Origin of the sequence: Sphingobium sp. V4, from assembly GCF_029590555.1 — a bacterium.
Lineage (GTDB): Bacteria > Pseudomonadota > Alphaproteobacteria > Sphingomonadales > Sphingomonadaceae > Sphingobium.
In genome coordinates this window covers 2,725,756-2,741,002 of record NZ_CP081001.1, presented here as the reverse complement: position 1 = coordinate 2,741,002, position 15,247 = coordinate 2,725,756, and the positions used below count along the sequence as shown (strand labels likewise).

The window sequence follows — 15,247 nt, the reverse complement described above, 5'->3', positions numbered from 1 at the left end:
TCCGTGCTTTCCGGCGAGGACGACACGATTTTTGCCCTGTCGAGCGGTGCGCCGCCGGCGGGGATCGCGGTGATCCGCGTGAGCGGCCCGCAGGCGCGCGCGGCGCTGGAGGCGCTGGCCCGTCGCGTGCCGCCGCCGCGTACAGTGAGCCTCGCCTTGCTGAAAGACCCGCGCGACGATGGCCCGCTCGATCGCGCGCTGCTGCTCTGGTTGCCTGGTCCGCACACGGTCACGGGCGAGGATATGGCCGAGCTGCATTGCCATGGCGGCCGTGCGGTGGTGGCGGCGGTCGAGGATGCGCTGGGCGCGATGCCGGGCCTGCGCCGCGCCGAAGCAGGCGAATATACGCGCCGGGCCTTCGCCCATGGCCGCATGGACCTGACCGCTGTCGAGGGGCTGGCCGACCTGCTGGCCGCAGAGACCCAGAGCCAGCGCCGCGCCGCGCTGTTGATGGCGGAGGGGCATTTTTCCCGCCGGATCGAAGGATGGCGCGGGACCCTGCTCGACCTGTCGGCCATGGCCGAGGCGGCCCTCGACTTTTCCGACGAGGATGATGTGCCTGACGCTGCGATCGAGGCGCGGATCGGGGCGGGCATCGCCACGCTGGCGCAGGACGTGGATGCCATTCTGGCAGCGCCCTCCGCAGATCGGCTGCGGGACGGCGTGCGCGTGGTGCTGGCGGGGCCGCCCAATGCAGGCAAGTCGACCCTGCTCAACGCTCTGGTCGGACGGGATGCGGCAATCGTGTCGGACATTGCCGGGACGACGCGCGACCGGATCGAAGCGCCCGCGGCGATCGGTGGCACGGCCTTCCTCTTCACCGACACGGCGGGGCTGCGCGGCGAGACGGGCGACGCGATCGAGGCGATCGGGATCGATCGCGCGCGCGCCGCACTGGCGGCTGCGGACATCATCCTGTGGCTGGGCGACGCGGACGCACTCCCGCGTGACGATGCTATCCTGGTGGCCGCGCAATGCGATCGCGCCGACGCCGATCGCCCTGGGCTTCGCCTGTCCGCGCGGACCGGCGAAGGGATGGATGTCCTGATCGCGCTGCTGCTGTCTCGCGCAGCCGCATTGCTGCCGGGGGAGGGCGACTATGCCCTGCACGCGCGACAGCGACAGCGAGTTGGACAGGTGCGCGATCATCTCCTCGCGGCCGGAAGCACGGCCGATCTGCTCGTTGCGGCCGAGGAACTGCGACTCGCCAGGGCGGCCATCGATGCGCTTACCGGGCAGGCCGGGACTGAGGATATGCTCGACCGCCTCTTCTCGGGCTTCTGCATCGGCAAATGAATAATGTTCCACGTGGAACGCTTTTGACCTGCCCCGGCCCAATCTGATATGGGCGCGTCATGCGAACAAGCTATGATGTTATAGTGGTCGGTGGCGGCCATGCCGGCTGCGAGGCGGCTGCCGCTGCGGCGCGCAAGGGAGCGTCGGTGGCGCTGCTCACCTTCGATCGCCAGACGGTGGGCGCCATGTCCTGCAACCCGGCTATTGGCGGGCTGGGCAAAGGGCATCTGGTCCGTGAGGTCGATGCGCTCGATGGGCTCATCGGCCGTGCGGCCGATTCGGCGGCGATCCATTATCGGATGCTCAACAGCAGCAAGGGCGCGGCGGTGCAGGGACCGCGCGTGCAGGCGGACCGCAAGCTGTATCGCGCGGCCATCCACGCATTGCTGGCGGCGCAGCCGGGAGTCGACATCGTCGAAGGCGAAGCCGCCGCGTTGATGCTGGACGGGGATGCCGTGGCTGGTGTCGCGCTGGAGGACGGCCGGACGCTGGCGGCCTCCGCGATCGTGCTGGCGACGGGGACATTCCTGGGGGGCAAGCTGTTCCGGGGCGACGAGCGGGAAGCCGGGGGGCGGATCGGCGAGCGCGCCGCGACCGCGCTTGGCCTTCAGCTGCGCGCCCTGGGTCTGCCGGTCGCCCGGCTCAAGACGGGGACGCCGCCACGCCTCGATGGACGCACTATCGACTGGGCGAGGCTCGAGACCCAGCCATCGGACGACGAGGGCTGGACCATGTCTTCCCTGACGGCAGGGCGACCGTTGCCGCAGTTGGCTTGCGCCATTACCCGGACCAATGATCGGACCCATCAGATCATCCGCGACGGCCTTGGCCGCTCGCCACTGTTCAGCGGGGCGATCGAGGGCAGAGGGCCGCGCTATTGTCCCTCCATCGAGGATAAGGTGCTGCGCTTCGGCGACCGCGACGGGCATCAGGTTTTCCTCGAACCGGAGGGGTTGGACGACCATCTGGTCTATCCCAATGGCATCAGCACTTCGCTGCCAACCGATGTGCAGGTCGCGATGGTCCGTTCGATGCCCGGTCTGGAGCGGGTCGAGATCGTCGTGCCGGGCTATGCGGTCGAATATGATCATGTCGATCCGCGCGCGCTGGACGCAAGCCTTGAAGTTCGCAACGTGCGGGGCCTGTTCTGCGCCGGGCAGATCAACGGCACCACCGGCTATGAAGAGGCGGCCGCCCAGGGCCTCGTCGCCGGGGTCAACGCGGCGGCGCGGGCGCGTGGCGAGGCGCCGATGATACTGGATCGCGCTACAAGCTATATCGGCGTGATGATCGATGATCTGGTCTTGCAGGGCGTGACCGAACCTTATCGGATGCTCACCGCCCGCGCCGAATATCGCTTGCGGTTGCGCGCCGACAATGCGGAGACACGGCTGGGTCCGATCGGCCTCGCCCATGGCGTGATCGGCGCGACTCGCGCGGGGCGACTGTCCGAGCGGGCGGCGTTGCGCACGAGGATCGAAGCGGAACTCGGCCGGCTTTTGACTGCGAGCGACATGGCGCGGGCGGGCGCGGCGGTGCGTCAGGACGGCGCGCGACGCAGCCTGTTCGACTGGGCGCGTTTCCCGGAGGTCGACAGGGCGCTGCTGCTGGAACTGGCGCCGACGCTAAGCGTCGCGCCGGACGATCTGCGGGCCGAGATATTGGAGGACGCGCATTATGCGCCCTACCTCCAGCGCCAGGAAGCCGAGGTGGCGGAACTGCGCCGCAACGAGCGGGTGCATATCCCCGCCGACTTCGATTTTCGTTCGATCGGTGGCCTGTCCACCGAGATGATCGAGCGGCTCGACGCGGCGCGGCCGGAGACGCTGGCTGCCGCAGGGCGGATACGGGGCATTACCCCAGCAGCGCTGGCGGCGATCCTCGTCCACGCGCGGCGGGAGGCGGCGTGAGCGAAGAGGAAGCGCGCGCCTGGCTTCAGGCGCAATTCGATGTTTCACGTGAAACATGGGTCAGGCTTGAGCGCTATGTCGCCATCCTCCTGTCGGCCATGGACGAACAGAATTTGATCGCCGAATCGACCCGGCCGCATGTGTGGGCGCGCCATATCGTCGATTCTGCGCAACTGCTGGTCCATGCCGATCGGGCGGGGGAGGGGGCCTGGCTCGACCTGGGGTCGGGCGCAGGGCTGCCGGGCGTCGTCGTTGCCTGCCTGTCCGAACGGCCCCTTATGATGGTCGAATCCCGACGCAAGCGTATCGATTTCCTGAACGATGTCGCGGCTGATTTGGGCCTGTCCCATGCGCGCGTCTTTGGTGGCCGGGTCGAGACGGTGCCCGCCACGCAGGCCGCGATCATCAGCGCGCGCGCTTATGCGCCGCTGCCCAAATTGCTCGCATCCGCGCTGCACCTGTCCGATAAAAACACGCTGTGGGTGCTGCCGAAGGGACGAAATGCACAAAATGAACTGGAGGCGGCGCGTCCGGCATGGCAAGGTATGTTCCACGTGGAACCCAGCGTGACCGATGACGACAGCGCCATCATCGTCGCGCGAGGCGTCGCGCCCGCCGGCAAGAAGAAAGGTCGTTCATGATCCGCATCGCCATCGCCAACCAGAAAGGTGGGGTGGGCAAGACCACGACCGCGATCAATCTGGCCACGGGCCTGGCGGCCACCGGACTGCGCGTGCTGCTGGTCGATCTCGACCCGCAGGGCAATGCGTCGACGGGGCTGGGGGTGGGGCAGGCGGAACGCGCCCAGTCCAGCTATGACCTGCTGGTCGGCAATTGCGCGCTGGATGACACGATCGTCACCACGCGCGTGCCCAAGCTCGATCTTGTGCCGGCGACGCAGGATCTGTCGGGGGCCGAAATCGAGCTGATCGACTATGAGGAGCGGACCCATCGGCTGGAGCGTGTCCTGTCCGAAGCACAGCCGGGCCGCTGGGACATCTGCCTGATCGACTGTCCGCCTTCGCTCGGCCTGCTGACGATCAATGCCATGGTTGCCGCCCAATATCTGCTGGTCCCGTTGCAGTGCGAATTTTTCGCGCTGGAGGGTCTGTCGCAACTGCTCCAGACGGTCGAGCGGATTCGCGGCCGCTTCAATCCTGGCCTGTCGATCATGGGCGTGGCGCTCACCATGTACGACCGGCGCAATCGGTTGACCGACCAGGTGGCCGACGATGTCCGCGCCTGTCTGGGCGATCTGGTCTTCACGACCGTGATCCCGCGCAATGTGCGCCTGTCCGAAGCGCCGAGCCATGGCGTGCCCGCCCTCATCTATGACTTCCGCTGTTCCGGATCGGAAGCCTATATGCGTCTCGCGCGCGAGCTTATCGCGCGCCTGCCCCGACAGGAGGTTGCCGCTTGAGCGACGAAACGACCGACAAGCCGAAGATCGCCAAGCGTCCCCAGGGTCTGGGTCGAGGTCTGTCCGCCCTGTTGGGCGATGTCTCCCGCGAAGAGCCGATCGCGCCTGCCGCCGTGCCGCAAGCCAATGGCAAGGCCGTGCAGAGCATCGAAGTCGCGCTTATCCATCCCCACCCGGAGCAGCCGCGGCGGCATTTCGATGATGGCGCATTGCAGGAGCTGGCCGACAGCATCGCCAAGCGGGGGGTGATCCAGCCGATCATCGTGCGCCCCCATGGCGGCGGATTCCAGATCATCGCGGGCGAGCGGCGCTGGCGCGCGGCGCAGCGCGCCCAGCTTCATCGCATCCCCGCCATCGTCCGCGATTTCGACGAGCAGGAAACGCTGGAAATCGCGCTGATCGAGAATATCCAGCGCGAAGACCTCAATCCGATCGAAGAGGCTGAAGCCTATCGCAAGCTGATCGCCGAATTTCATCACAGCCAGGAGGCGCTTGGCCGGATTGTCGGCAAGTCGCGCAGCCATGTCGCCAATCTGATGCGCCTGCTCGACCTGCCCGAGCCAGTGCAGCAGCAGCTGATGTACAATCGGATCAGCATGGGCCATGCCCGCGCGCTGATCGGGGCGCCTGATTGCGAAAGGCTGGCGCAACAGGTCGAGGAAAAGGGCCTTTCCGTCCGAGACACCGAGCAGCTGGTGCGGCGGGTCAAGACCGGCGCTGACGCACCGGCAGCGCGTCGCAGCGCGGGCGCGGTCGGAGACAAGGATCCTGACATCGCGGCGCTGGAACGGCATCTGGCGGACATATTGGGGCTGAAGGTCGACATTGGCCATGACGGTGCCTCGACCGGAGGGACGCTGGCGCTGCGCTATTCCAATCTCGATCAGCTCGACATGCTGTGCCAGCGCCTGTCCGGCGAGCGGATTTGACGTTCAAACGCCTGTGGGGATGCTGACGGGCGCGATCTTCCGTGCCTTCCCGGTCGAACCCTACTGGTCTTTTGGCGGCCTGCTCCCTACTGTGAGGGCATGGCCGATATGCTCTCCACCAACGCCGCCGCTCCCGCCGTCATCCGCCGCGCCGACTATAGCGCGCCCGACTGGCTGGTGCCCGACATCGCGCTCGATTTCGACCTCGATCCCGCGCTGACGCGCGTGCGCGCGACGCTCTCCGTCACGCGCAATGGCGATCATGCCCGCCCGCTGCGGCTGGATGGGGACGGGTTGGTGCCGCTGGAAGTGAAGATCGACGGCCGCTTGCTCGGCGACGAGGAATGGCATCTGGAAGCCGGCGCGCTCATCATCGCGCTGACCGGCGCAACACACAGCATCGAGACGCTGGTTGAGCTGGCGCCGGAGAGCAACAGCAAGCTGATGGGCCTTTACGCCAGCGGTGGGCTGCTCTGCACCCAGTGCGAGGCCGAGGGATTCCGTCGGATAACCTTCTTTCCCGATCGCCCTGACGTCCTCTCGCGCTACAGCGTTCGCATGGCGGCCGACAAGACGCGCTTTCCCGTGCTGCTCGCCAATGGCGACCCGATCGACCAGGGCGAACTGGACGGTGGCCGCCATTGGGCGCTCTGGAACGACCCCTTCCCCAAGCCCTGCTACCTGTTCGCTCTGGTGGCGGGCGACCTCGCGTGCAATGCCGACCGCTTCGTGACGATGAGCGGACGGGAAGTGCGCCTCGGCATCTGGGTCAAGGAGGCCGACCTGCCGCGCACGGCTCACGCCATGCAGGCGCTCAAGAACAGCATGGCCTGGGACGAACGCGTCTATGGCCGCGAATATGACCTGGATGTGTTCAACATCGTGGCGGTGGCCGACTTCAATTTCGGCGCGATGGAGAACAAAGGCCTCAACATATTCAATTCCCGCTATATTCTGGCCGATCCGGAGACCGCGACCGACATCGATTATGACGGGGTCGAGGGTGTGGTGGCGCATGAATATTTTCACAACTGGTCGGGCAATCGCGTCACCTGCCGCGACTGGTTCCAGCTGAGCCTGAAGGAAGGCTTCACCGTCTTTCGCGACCAGAATTTTTCCGCCGACATGGGCAGCCATGCGGTCAAGCGGATCGAGGATGTCCGTATCCTGCGGGCCGCCCAGTTCCAGGAGGATTCAGGGCCGCTGGCGCATCCGGTTCGCCCTGAATCCTATATGGAAATCAGCAACTTCTACACGGCGACCATCTACAACAAGGGTGCGGAAGTGATCCGCATGATGGCGCTGATGCTCGGCCCGGAACGGTTCCGCGCGGGCACGGACCTCTATTTCGACCGGCATGACGGCGAAGCGGCGACGTGCGAGGATTTCGTGCGTGCGATGGAGGAGGGCGGCGAGATCGACCTCGGCCAGTTCCGCCTCTGGTATGAACAGGCGGGCACGCCGCACGTGCGCGCGCTTCTGTCACATGATCCGGTGGCGCAGAGCGTCGAGCTGACGCTGGAGCAGACCGTGCCTGCCACGCCGGGCCAGCCCGACAAGCGGCCAATGGCGATCCCGCTGCGTACCGCGCTGTTCGACCCGGCGATGGGGCAGCATCATGGCGATGCGTTGCTGATGCTGACGGAGGCGCGGCAGAGCTTCACCTTCACTGGCTTTGCCGGCGCGCCGGTCCTGTCGATCAATCGCGGTTTTTCGGCACCGGTGATCGTCGAAACCAACCGCAGCCAGGACGATCTGGCCTTCCTGTCGGCGCATGATGATGACCCCTTCGCCCGTTATGAAGCGATGCAGCAGCTGATGGTCAATGTGCTGGTGGGCCGCATCGCGGGGCAGGATGTGGACGATGCCGCCGTGATCGCCGCGATCCGCAACATATTGACCGACGTGGCATTGGACCCGGCGTTCGTGGCCGAAGTTATCCGCCTGCCGAGCGAAGCCTATCTGGGCGACCAGATGCGGCAGGTCGATCCCGACGCGATCCACGCGGCGCGCGACGCGCTGCAACACAAGATCGGCGCGGAGCTGGAACCGTTCTGGCGCGATGTCCATGCCAAGACCCGGGCCAACGCCTTCTCGCTGTCGTCGTCGGCCAAGGGCGCGCGCAAGCTGCGCAACGCTGCGCTCCATTATCTGGTCGCGTCGGGGACGGGGGATGGCCCGGCCATTGCCTTCGCCCAGTTCAGCGATGCCGATAATATGACCGAGCGTCAGGCGGCGCTCGGTACGCTCGCCAACGGCGCCAGCGCCGAGCGGGTGGCGGCGCTCGACATCTTCTACAACCGCTATTCGGGTGACGCGCTGACGCTGGACAAATGGTTCCAGACCCAGGCCTTCGCCCTTCATCTCGATACGGTCGACCAGGTCGAGGAGTTGAGCCGGCACAAGGACTTCACGCTCGCCAATCCCAATCGCGTGCGATCGCTCTATGGCGCCTTCGCGGGCAACCAGTGGGCGTTCCACCATAGGTCGGGCAAGGGATACCGGCTGGTCGCCGACTGCATCATCGCGCTCGACAAGCTGAACCCGCAGACGGCGGCACGGCTGGTGCCGCCGCTGGGCCGCTGGAAGCGGTTCGACGAGGGGCGCGCTGGCCTGATGCGCGCGGAATTGCAGCGCATCCTGGCGGAACCGGGCCTGTCCAAGGATGTGATGGAGCAGGCGAGCAAGAGCCTGGAGTGAGCGAGTTTGTTGGTGTTCGAACGGGGTGGGTTGCGTAACGGCCGCTCTACATCGGCATCCCCGCGGGGGCGGGGAACCGTCTTCTCAGCGCCGTGCTGGACGCAAGGTCAGGAGATGGATTCCCGCTTTGGCCTGCGGCCGCCCTTCGGGTCGTTGGGGTGACGGTAATATGGGATGACCGCTTCCGAGCGGCGCCGGGCCGCGCTTGACTGCCCGCCTCTGGTCGTCTCAGGACCGGCAGCGCCAGCCGGGAGAGCCCTCCGGCCTATTCCTTCACCGCTGCGACCCAAGCGGCGACATCGGTCGCGACCTTGTTGGCGGCGGTATTGAGCGGGGCGCCGACGGTGGTCGCTTCGATCTTGCCGCTGACCGGCGCGCTGGCGGTGAAGCGCTGGCGGGCCAGCGCGACGCCCGCCGGCGTGGTCAGCACCGCATCATAGGTGACGATCGCGTTATGGCTGGCCTGATCGATGGTGAAGGCGACAAGTTCGCCCGACAGGCGCTGACCGCCGTCGCCGGAGAACTGGCCCGAATCGAGCACCACCCGGTCGGTCGTCGCGGATATGGTTTCGGCCATAAGCCGGCGGAACAGGTGACGTGGCGTATCGGCCCACTGGACCTTGGTCACATAGGCGACCGAAGTCGGCGTCATCTGTACCGGGACGCGGATCGTATCCAGCATCTTGGGCGCCTCGGGATCGGCGACTATCAGCGTCCGTCCGCTGCCCGCCACCCGCGCGGCCCCCGCCGGCACCTTTTGGGCCGCGTCGAGCGTCAGCAATTGCGCCGGCGGCTTGGCGCCGAAGGAAACGCAGCCCGACAGCAGGACGGCGGCGGCGAGGGCGGCCAGCGCGCCCTGTTGTTTCACATGGAACATGGTCCGCATCCTTCTCATCAATTCTTGTAGTCCGGCAGCTTGGGCGATCCGACCAGCGACCCGGCGCCCTGCTGGTCCAGCTTTTCGGCGACCCCGCGGAAGGCGCGCGACATTTCGCGCAGGTCGCGCACCAACTGGTTCACTTCGGGCATGGTCTGGTTGCTGAACGCCTTTACGCCCGGCTGCGCCTCGCCGATCGTCTTGTCGAGCGTGTCGATGCTGCGCGTCGCCGACTGCACGGTCTTGCGCAGATCGGCCATCAGCGGCTTGCCCTCGTCGTTGAGCAGCGCATCGGTGGTGGCGGCGAGCTTGCCGATCTGCTCGACCGCCACGCCGGTCCGCTGCACCGCGATCCGCGCTTCGGCGAGGGTGGCGGCGATTTCGGGGCTGCGGTCGGCCAGCGCGCCGGACACCCGCTCGACATTGGCGAGGATGCCGGCGATCGACTGCTGGTTCTTGTCGTTGAGCAGTTCGGTCAGCCGTTCCGTGAGCGTCGACAGCCGTTCCAGCAGCTGGGGGGCGTTGTTGAGCAGTTCGCCCAGCGCGCCGGGCTTGGTCGGGATCACCGGCACGCCATCGGGGCAGACGGCCATGGTGTTTTCCGCCGGGCAGATGATCGGTGGCGCGCCCTTGACCGCGCCATCCAGCACGATCTCGCTGACGCCGGTGAAGCCGACGCCGGCAATGGTGGCGGTCGTCCCCTGGAGCACCGGCGTGCCCTCCTTGACGGAAATACGCACCTTCACGAAGCTCGGATCGCGCTTCCACAGCTCGATCTTCTCGACCTGGCCGGACGGCACGCCCGCATAGTTGACGCTCGAACCCTTCGCCAGGCCGTTGACCGACTGTTTGAAGAAGATGTCATATTCCATGTTGTCGCCCTGCGACAGGCGCGAGAACCAGAAGGCGGCGATCATGACCGCGGCCAGCAGCAGCAGCGTGACCGTGCCGACCAGCACATGATTGGAGCGGGTTTCCATATCCTATCGCCTTCCGTCCGGCGACGCGGCGGCCGCCCTGTTCTTTTCGCGTTCGACCGCCGCCGTCGCGGCGCGGCCGCGCGGGCCGTTGAAATATTCCTGTATCCACGCATGATCGGTGGCCAGCAGTTCCTCGATCGTGCCGACCGCGATCACCTTCCTGTCCGCCAGCACCGCCACCCGGTCGCAGATGGAATAGAGCGTATCGAGGTCGTGGGTGATGAGGAACACGGTGAGGCCCAGCGTCTGTTGCAGCTTGCGGGTCTGATCGTCGAAGGCGGCCGCGCCGATCGGGTCGAGGCCGGCCGTCGGTTCGTCCAGGAACAGAAGGTCCGGGTCCAGCGCCAGAGCGCGGGCAAGACCCGCGCGCTTCTTCATGCCGCCCGACAGTTCGGACGGATATTTGGGGCCAGCCTCGGTCGGCAGGCCGGTGAGGCGGATCTTGTAGGCGGCGATCTCGTCGCGCAGTTGCGGCCCGATATTGGGATAATATTCGCGGATCGGCACCTCGACATTTTCGGCAACGGTCAGCGTGGAAAAGAGCGCGCCGCCCTGGAACAGCACGCCCCAGCGCTTGCGGATCGCCAGCGCCTCGTCGTCCAGCCGCCCGATCATCGATTCGCCGAAGACGCAGACCTCGCCCTCGTCCGGTGTCTGGAGGCCGATGATCGAACGCATCAGGACGGACTTGCCCGTGCCCGATCCGCCGACCACGCCCAATATCTCGCCCTTGCGCACGTCCAGGTCGAGATGTTCGTGCACGACCTGATCGCCGAAACTGTTTCGCAGGCCGCGCACCTTGATGGCGATGTCGGCGGTTTCCACCGCTTGCTCGATGCGGCGCTCCTCGGCCTGCTGGATTTCCTCCTCGCTCATCAGTTCCAGCCCACCCAGGTGAAGAAGACCGCGAAGAAGGCGTCGATGACGATGACGAGGAAGATGGCCTGCACGACCGCCGCGGTGGTACGCATACCGACCTCTTCGGCGTTCGCCTTGACCTGCATACCCTGGAAGCAGCCCGACAGGGCGATGATGATGCCGAACACCGGCGCCTTGATGAGGCCGACCCACAGGTCGGTGATCGGCACCACTTCGCGCAGCCGCTGGACGAAGGTGATGGGGGGAATCTCCAGCGCCACGGCGCACAGGAAGCCGCCACCGATGATCGCGACGATCGAGCTGTAGAAGCCGAGCAGCGGCATCATGACGACGACGGCGAGCGTGCGCGGGAGCACCAGCGCTTCCATCGGCGATACGCCGATAGTACGCATCGCGTCGATTTCCTCGGTCAGCTTCATCGTGCCCAGTTGCGCGGCGAAGGCGGAACCCGAGCGACCCGCGACCATGATCGCGGTCATGAGCACGCCCAGTTCGCGGAAGGTGAGGCGGCCGACCAGGTTGATGGTCAGCATCTCCATGCCGAACTGGCGCAGCTGCACCGATCCCTGCTGGGCGATGACGATGCCGATCAGGAAGCTCATCAGGCCGATGATGCCGAGCGCGGAAACGCCCACCACTTCGAACCGCTGGATGACGGCGTTCCACCGGAAACGGCGGGGATGGCGGATCAGGCTCCAGCTTGCCACCAGCGTCGCGCCGAAGAAGCCGAGCAGGCCGAGCAGCGTTGCGCCGGAATTGGCGACCGCTTCGCCGATCTGGCCGACGACGCGGCGCAGCGCATGAACATGCTCCGGCCGGATCGGCACCGGCTCGTCCAGCTGGCCTACGGTATCGATCAGGCGCCGGGCGTCGTCATGCGCGCCAGTGACTTCCGCGCCCAGCCGCTTGGCCGTGCGAAGCACCGTCCAGGCGCCGATCGTGTCGATATGGTCGACCCCGGACAGGTCGATGGCGCTGACCGGACCCTGAAGGCCGTCGAGCCGATCGGGCAGGTCGTGGAGGCACGCTATGGCCAGGTTTCCCGAAAGCCGTATTACCGTGCCGCCATCGCGCTTTTCTTCTGCAAGGTCGGCGGCTTTGTTCATCAAGGCGGTTTAGTGGTCCATTATCGGTTGCACGGCAAGCCGAAACGGCCCATCCGCAAGCCAGAACGAAGAGCTGGGGCAAAAGTTTCGGAAACGGCATGACGACGCACAGGCTGGCGATCTACGACATGGACCGCACGGTGACCTTCAGTGGCACCTATACGGGTTTCCTTCTGCATGTGGCGCGGCGGATGGCTCCGTGGCGGCTGTTGCTGTTCCCCTGCGTCATTCTGCTGATGCTGGCCTATGTGGTGAAGCTGATTACGCGCCAGCGGTTGAAGGAACTGAACCAGGCACTGATGATCGGCCATCATGTCGAACGGGCGAAGCTGATGCCGCATATCGAAAGCTATGCCGACAAGGTGGTGGCGACCAATTTGCGGCAGGGCGCGGTAGCGCAGATCGCGAAGGACCGGGCGGACGGCTATCGGCTTGTGCTGGCGACCGCCTCCTACCGCCTCTATGTCGAGCCGATCGCGCGGCGGCTGGGTTTCGACGCGGTGATCGCGACCGATCATCTGAGCCAGGATCTGCGCTATGTCCGCGCCAGGATCGCGGGCGAGAATTGTTACGACACGGGCAAGCTGCGGATGATCAAGGCCTGGATGGCGGCCGAGGCGATCGACCGCAGCCAGGCCCAGATCCGCGCCTATTCCGACCATGTGTCGGACGCGCCGATGCTGGAATTCGCCGACATTCCCTTCGCCTCCAACCCGCACAAGCCGCTGGCGAAGCTGGCGGCGGAGCGGGGCTGGACGCGGGTGGACTGGAACTAGGGCAGAGAGTGGCCCGCTGACCGCCCAGGATCACGGACCGGGGCGGGCAGGGGTTCGCCCGCGAAATGAGCGGCGAGATTGGCTTGCAGCATCTGCACCATGCGCCCGACCGCTTCCTGGGTCGCGCCGCCGGTATGGGGCGTCAGCACGACATTGGGGACGTCGGCCCAGCGCGCGGGGTCGGTCGGTTCGGGATCGAACACGTCGAGCGCCGCGCCGCCAAGCCGTCCGTCCCTGAGCGCGTCGATCAGGGCGGCCTCGTCGACCAGTTGCCCGCGTGCGACATTCACCAGCAGCCCGGAGGGACCAAGCGCGTCGAGGATGGCGGCCGCAATCATGCCGCGATTGTCGTCCGCGGCGCGCGCGGCAATCAGCAATATGTCGCTGTCCTGCGCCAGCGCCATCAGGCTTGTCGCGCGCGGCCAGGGGAGGGCGGGCTTGTCCCGCGGTCCCCACCAGCCGACACGCATCTTCATCGCCTGCGCCCGCTCCGCCGTTGCCACGCCGATCGCGCCCATGCCCACGATCCCCAGCCGGGCACCGCCCATCGAGCGGGTGATCGTCTTGGCCTGCGCTGTCCACAGCCCGGCGCGCAGTTGCCGGTCGCCCTCGACGATCCAGCGACGATGCGCCAGCATCAGCCCGATCGCATGGTCTGCGACATCCTCCGCATTGGCATTGCCCGCATGGGTGACGGCGATGCCACGCGACCGGGCGAGATCCAGGTCGACCCCGTCATAGCCCACGGTGAAGCAGGCGATGAGGCCGAGGCGCGGCATCGCCGCGATCAGCGCGGGGTCGAGCGGGAACTCCCCCGCCGTCACCAGCGCCGCCGCGTCGCCAAGCCGGGCGCGCCCGCCCTGCTCCCACAACGGCATGACGTCATAGTCCGCCGCCAATACGCCCAGCAGCGGCGCGAGATGCGGCTGGGCGATCAGGACGACGGGCGGGACGGCCGGATGCGCGTCGCTCATCCGACCTGCCGCAGCGCCTGGGCGAAATCGGCGATCAGATCGTCGGCATCCTCGCAGCCGATCGAGATGCGGACCATATTGTCGCTGATCGCCAGCGCCTGCTTGCGCTCAGCCGGCACCGATAGATGGGTCATCGCGGCGGGATGGCTGGCCAGCGTTTCGGTGCCGCCCAGGCTGACCGCCAGCTTGGCGATCTTGAGCGCGTCGAGAAAGGCGAAGGCTTCCGCCTCGCCGCCCTTCAGATAGAGCGAGAAGGTCGATCCCGCCCCGGTGCAGTGGCGGCGGTAGATGTCGGCCTGCCGCTCCGTCTCCGGGAAGCCGAGATAGACGATTTTCTCCACCTGCGGCTGGGCCCTCAGCCAGGCGCAGACCTTCGCCGCATTCTCGCCCGCCCGGCTCATCCGCAATTCCAGCGTTTCGAGGCTGCGGAGCAGCATCCAGGCGCTGTGCGGGTCGAGGATGGTGCCGATGGTGTTGCGCATCAGCCGGATGCTGTTGATGAGCGCGTTGCTCCCCAGCACACCGCCCGCGACCAGATCGCTATGCCCGCCGGCATATTTGGTCAGGCTGTAGATGACGAGGTCGGCGCCATGGGCGATCGGCTTGTGCCACAGCGGGCCGAGGAAAGTATTGTCGATCGCGATCGGCGGGACATGCGCCTCGCCGGAGAAGAGGGCGTTGCGCCGCGCGACTACCGCTTCCAGATCGACCAGAACATTGGTCGGATTGGCCGGGCTCTCCAGATAGAGAAGCGCGACCCGGCCCAGTCCCCTCGCTTTCTCGATCACCGCGCCGATCTCCGCCTCGGTCGCGCCGGCGGGGAAATCGAGCCATTGCACCCCGAATTTACCCAATATGCGGCCGATCAGCGATTCGGTCGCGGCGTAGAGGGGGGCAGAATGGACGATGACATCGCCCGGCTGGACCAGTGCGAGCAGGGTGGTGGCGATGGCCGACATGCCGCTGGAAAAGAGCAGCGCGTCCTCCGCCTCCTCCCACACCGAGAGCCGATCCTCGCAAATCTCCTGATTGGGACCGTTGAAACGGGAATAGACCAGTCCTTCCGCCCCGCCGGGACGGATGCCGGTCACGCCCTCGAAATGGCGCTTGCCCGCCGCCGCGCTTTCGAAGGCGAAGGTGGATGTGAGGAAGATGGGCGGCTTGAGCGATCCTTCCGACAGGGTCGGGTCGTAGCCATGGCCCATCATCAAGGTGGCGGGCTTCAGCTTGCGGCCGTCAATTTCCATGATGGGCGCCTTGGGACGGCGACGGTTGCGCGGGGCGTCCGCGCCGGTGAGGTCGGCTTCGGTCGGGCCGGTCATGTCATTCTCCTGCTTGGTGCGGCGTCTCGAGCGCCGCTGTCATGGGCCGGATTGTAACGCAGGAGCGGGGGAGGGAGC

13 protein-coding genes are annotated in these 15,247 nt (G+C 66.6%); 7 read left to right on the top strand and 6 right to left on the bottom strand.

Going from position 1 to position 15,247, the window contains the following annotated elements; translation table 11 throughout:
- Positions 1-3: 3 nt before the first annotated feature.
- The 6 genes from mnmE to pepN all read left to right on the top strand — a co-directional run bounded on the left by mnmE (position 4) and on the right by pepN (position 8,255).
- Positions 4-1,296: a tRNA uridine-5-carboxymethylaminomethyl(34) synthesis GTPase MnmE gene (mnmE, locus tag K3M67_RS13695; protein ID WP_285831718.1), complete on the top strand. Its 1,293-nt coding sequence runs from the start codon at positions 4-6 to the stop codon at positions 1,294-1,296.
- Positions 1,297-1,355: 59 nt separating this feature from the next.
- Entirely contained in the window at positions 1,356-3,206 is a 1,851-nt protein-coding gene (mnmG, locus tag K3M67_RS13690) for a tRNA uridine-5-carboxymethylaminomethyl(34) synthesis enzyme MnmG (protein WP_285831717.1), read from the top strand.
- Positions 3,203-3,847 (top strand): 16S rRNA (guanine(527)-N(7))-methyltransferase RsmG, encoded by a 645-nt coding sequence (gene rsmG, locus K3M67_RS13685; RefSeq protein WP_066865637.1) that lies wholly within the window; start codon positions 3,203-3,205, stop codon positions 3,845-3,847. The genes mnmG and rsmG overlap by 4 nt, the downstream gene beginning before the upstream one ends.
- On the top strand, positions 3,844-4,626 hold the full coding sequence (locus tag K3M67_RS13680; RefSeq protein ID WP_066865634.1) for a ParA family protein: 783 nt from the start codon (positions 3,844-3,846) through the stop codon (positions 4,624-4,626). Before rsmG ends, K3M67_RS13680 begins: the two co-directional genes overlap by 4 nt.
- Positions 4,623-5,555, top strand: a complete 933-nt coding sequence (locus tag K3M67_RS13675) for a ParB/RepB/Spo0J family partition protein (RefSeq protein WP_066865631.1) — start codon at positions 4,623-4,625, stop codon at positions 5,553-5,555. The genes K3M67_RS13680 and K3M67_RS13675 overlap by 4 nt, the downstream gene beginning before the upstream one ends.
- A 99-nt stretch (positions 5,556-5,654) precedes the next feature.
- Positions 5,655-8,255 carry an aminopeptidase N gene (gene pepN / locus K3M67_RS13670; RefSeq protein WP_285831716.1) on the top strand — a complete coding sequence of 867 codons (2,601 nt, stop codon included), beginning with the start codon at positions 5,655-5,657 and terminating at the stop codon, positions 8,253-8,255.
- Between the two features lie 265 nt (positions 8,256-8,520).
- Here pepN and K3M67_RS13665 read toward each other — a convergent pair whose 3' ends face one another.
- The 4 genes from K3M67_RS13665 to K3M67_RS13650 are packed head-to-tail and all read right to left on the bottom strand — an operon-like array spanning position 8,521 to position 12,097.
- Positions 8,521-9,132, bottom strand: coding sequence for an ABC-type transport auxiliary lipoprotein family protein (locus K3M67_RS13665; protein ID WP_066865626.1), 612 nt, complete (start codon positions 9,130-9,132; stop codon positions 8,521-8,523).
- Positions 9,133-9,149: 17 nt separating this feature from the next.
- A complete protein-coding gene (locus K3M67_RS13660; RefSeq protein WP_066865624.1) occupies positions 9,150-10,112 on the bottom strand; it encodes an MlaD family protein in 963 nt (320 codons plus the stop codon).
- Between the two features lie 3 nt (positions 10,113-10,115).
- Complete coding sequence (locus tag K3M67_RS13655) at positions 10,116-10,988, bottom strand: ABC transporter ATP-binding protein (RefSeq protein ID WP_066865621.1); 873 nt, start codon at positions 10,986-10,988, stop codon at positions 10,116-10,118.
- Positions 10,988-12,097, bottom strand: coding sequence for an ABC transporter permease (locus K3M67_RS13650; protein WP_066865618.1), 1,110 nt, complete (start codon positions 12,095-12,097; stop codon positions 10,988-10,990). The genes K3M67_RS13655 and K3M67_RS13650 overlap by 1 nt, the downstream gene beginning before the upstream one ends.
- A gap of 98 nt (positions 12,098-12,195) precedes the next feature.
- Between K3M67_RS13650 and K3M67_RS13645 the strand changes: the two genes are divergently transcribed.
- Complete coding sequence (locus K3M67_RS13645; protein ID WP_269747284.1) at positions 12,196-12,873, top strand: HAD family hydrolase; 678 nt, start codon at positions 12,196-12,198, stop codon at positions 12,871-12,873.
- On the opposite strand, the gene K3M67_RS13640 is transcribed toward K3M67_RS13645, so the two are convergent.
- Together K3M67_RS13640 and K3M67_RS13635 are read right to left on the bottom strand one after the other, a co-directional pair.
- Positions 12,870-13,847 carry a 2-hydroxyacid dehydrogenase gene (locus K3M67_RS13640; RefSeq protein WP_285831715.1) on the bottom strand — a complete coding sequence of 326 codons (978 nt, stop codon included), beginning with the start codon at positions 13,845-13,847 and terminating at the stop codon, positions 12,870-12,872. The genes K3M67_RS13645 and K3M67_RS13640 overlap by 4 nt on opposite strands.
- On the bottom strand, positions 13,844-15,169 hold the full coding sequence (locus K3M67_RS13635) for a cystathionine gamma-synthase family protein (RefSeq protein WP_285831714.1): 1,326 nt from the start codon (positions 15,167-15,169) through the stop codon (positions 13,844-13,846). Before K3M67_RS13635 ends, K3M67_RS13640 begins: the two co-directional genes overlap by 4 nt.
- Positions 15,170-15,247: the final 78 nt, after the last annotated feature.

What these genes read in the sequence shown, in the direction of transcription:
- K3M67_RS13660 (WP_066865624.1), bottom strand. Translation starts at nt 10,112, where the DNA reads ATGGAAACCCGCTCCAATCATGTGCTGGTCGGCACGGTCACGCTGCTG.
- mnmG (WP_285831717.1), top strand. Translation starts at nt 1,356, where the DNA reads ATGCGAACAAGCTATGATGTTATAGTGGTCGGTGGCGGCCATGCCGGC.
- K3M67_RS13645 (WP_269747284.1), top strand. Translation starts at nt 12,196, where the DNA reads ATGACGACGCACAGGCTGGCGATCTACGACATGGACCGCACGGTGACC.
- K3M67_RS13665 (WP_066865626.1), bottom strand. Translation starts at nt 9,132, where the DNA reads ATGTTCCATGTGAAACAACAGGGCGCGCTGGCCGCCCTCGCCGCCGCC.
- pepN (WP_285831716.1), top strand. Translation starts at nt 5,655, where the DNA reads ATGGCCGATATGCTCTCCACCAACGCCGCCGCTCCCGCCGTCATCCGC.
- K3M67_RS13650 (WP_066865618.1), bottom strand. Translation starts at nt 12,097, where the DNA reads ATGAACAAAGCCGCCGACCTTGCAGAAGAAAAGCGCGATGGCGGCACG.
- K3M67_RS13640 (WP_285831715.1), bottom strand. Translation starts at nt 13,847, where the DNA reads ATGAGCGACGCGCATCCGGCCGTCCCGCCCGTCGTCCTGATCGCCCAG.
- K3M67_RS13655 (WP_066865621.1), bottom strand. Translation starts at nt 10,988, where the DNA reads ATGAGCGAGGAGGAAATCCAGCAGGCCGAGGAGCGCCGCATCGAGCAA.
- K3M67_RS13635 (WP_285831714.1), bottom strand. Translation starts at nt 15,169, where the DNA reads ATGACCGGCCCGACCGAAGCCGACCTCACCGGCGCGGACGCCCCGCGC.
- K3M67_RS13680 (WP_066865634.1), top strand. Translation starts at nt 3,844, where the DNA reads ATGATCCGCATCGCCATCGCCAACCAGAAAGGTGGGGTGGGCAAGACC.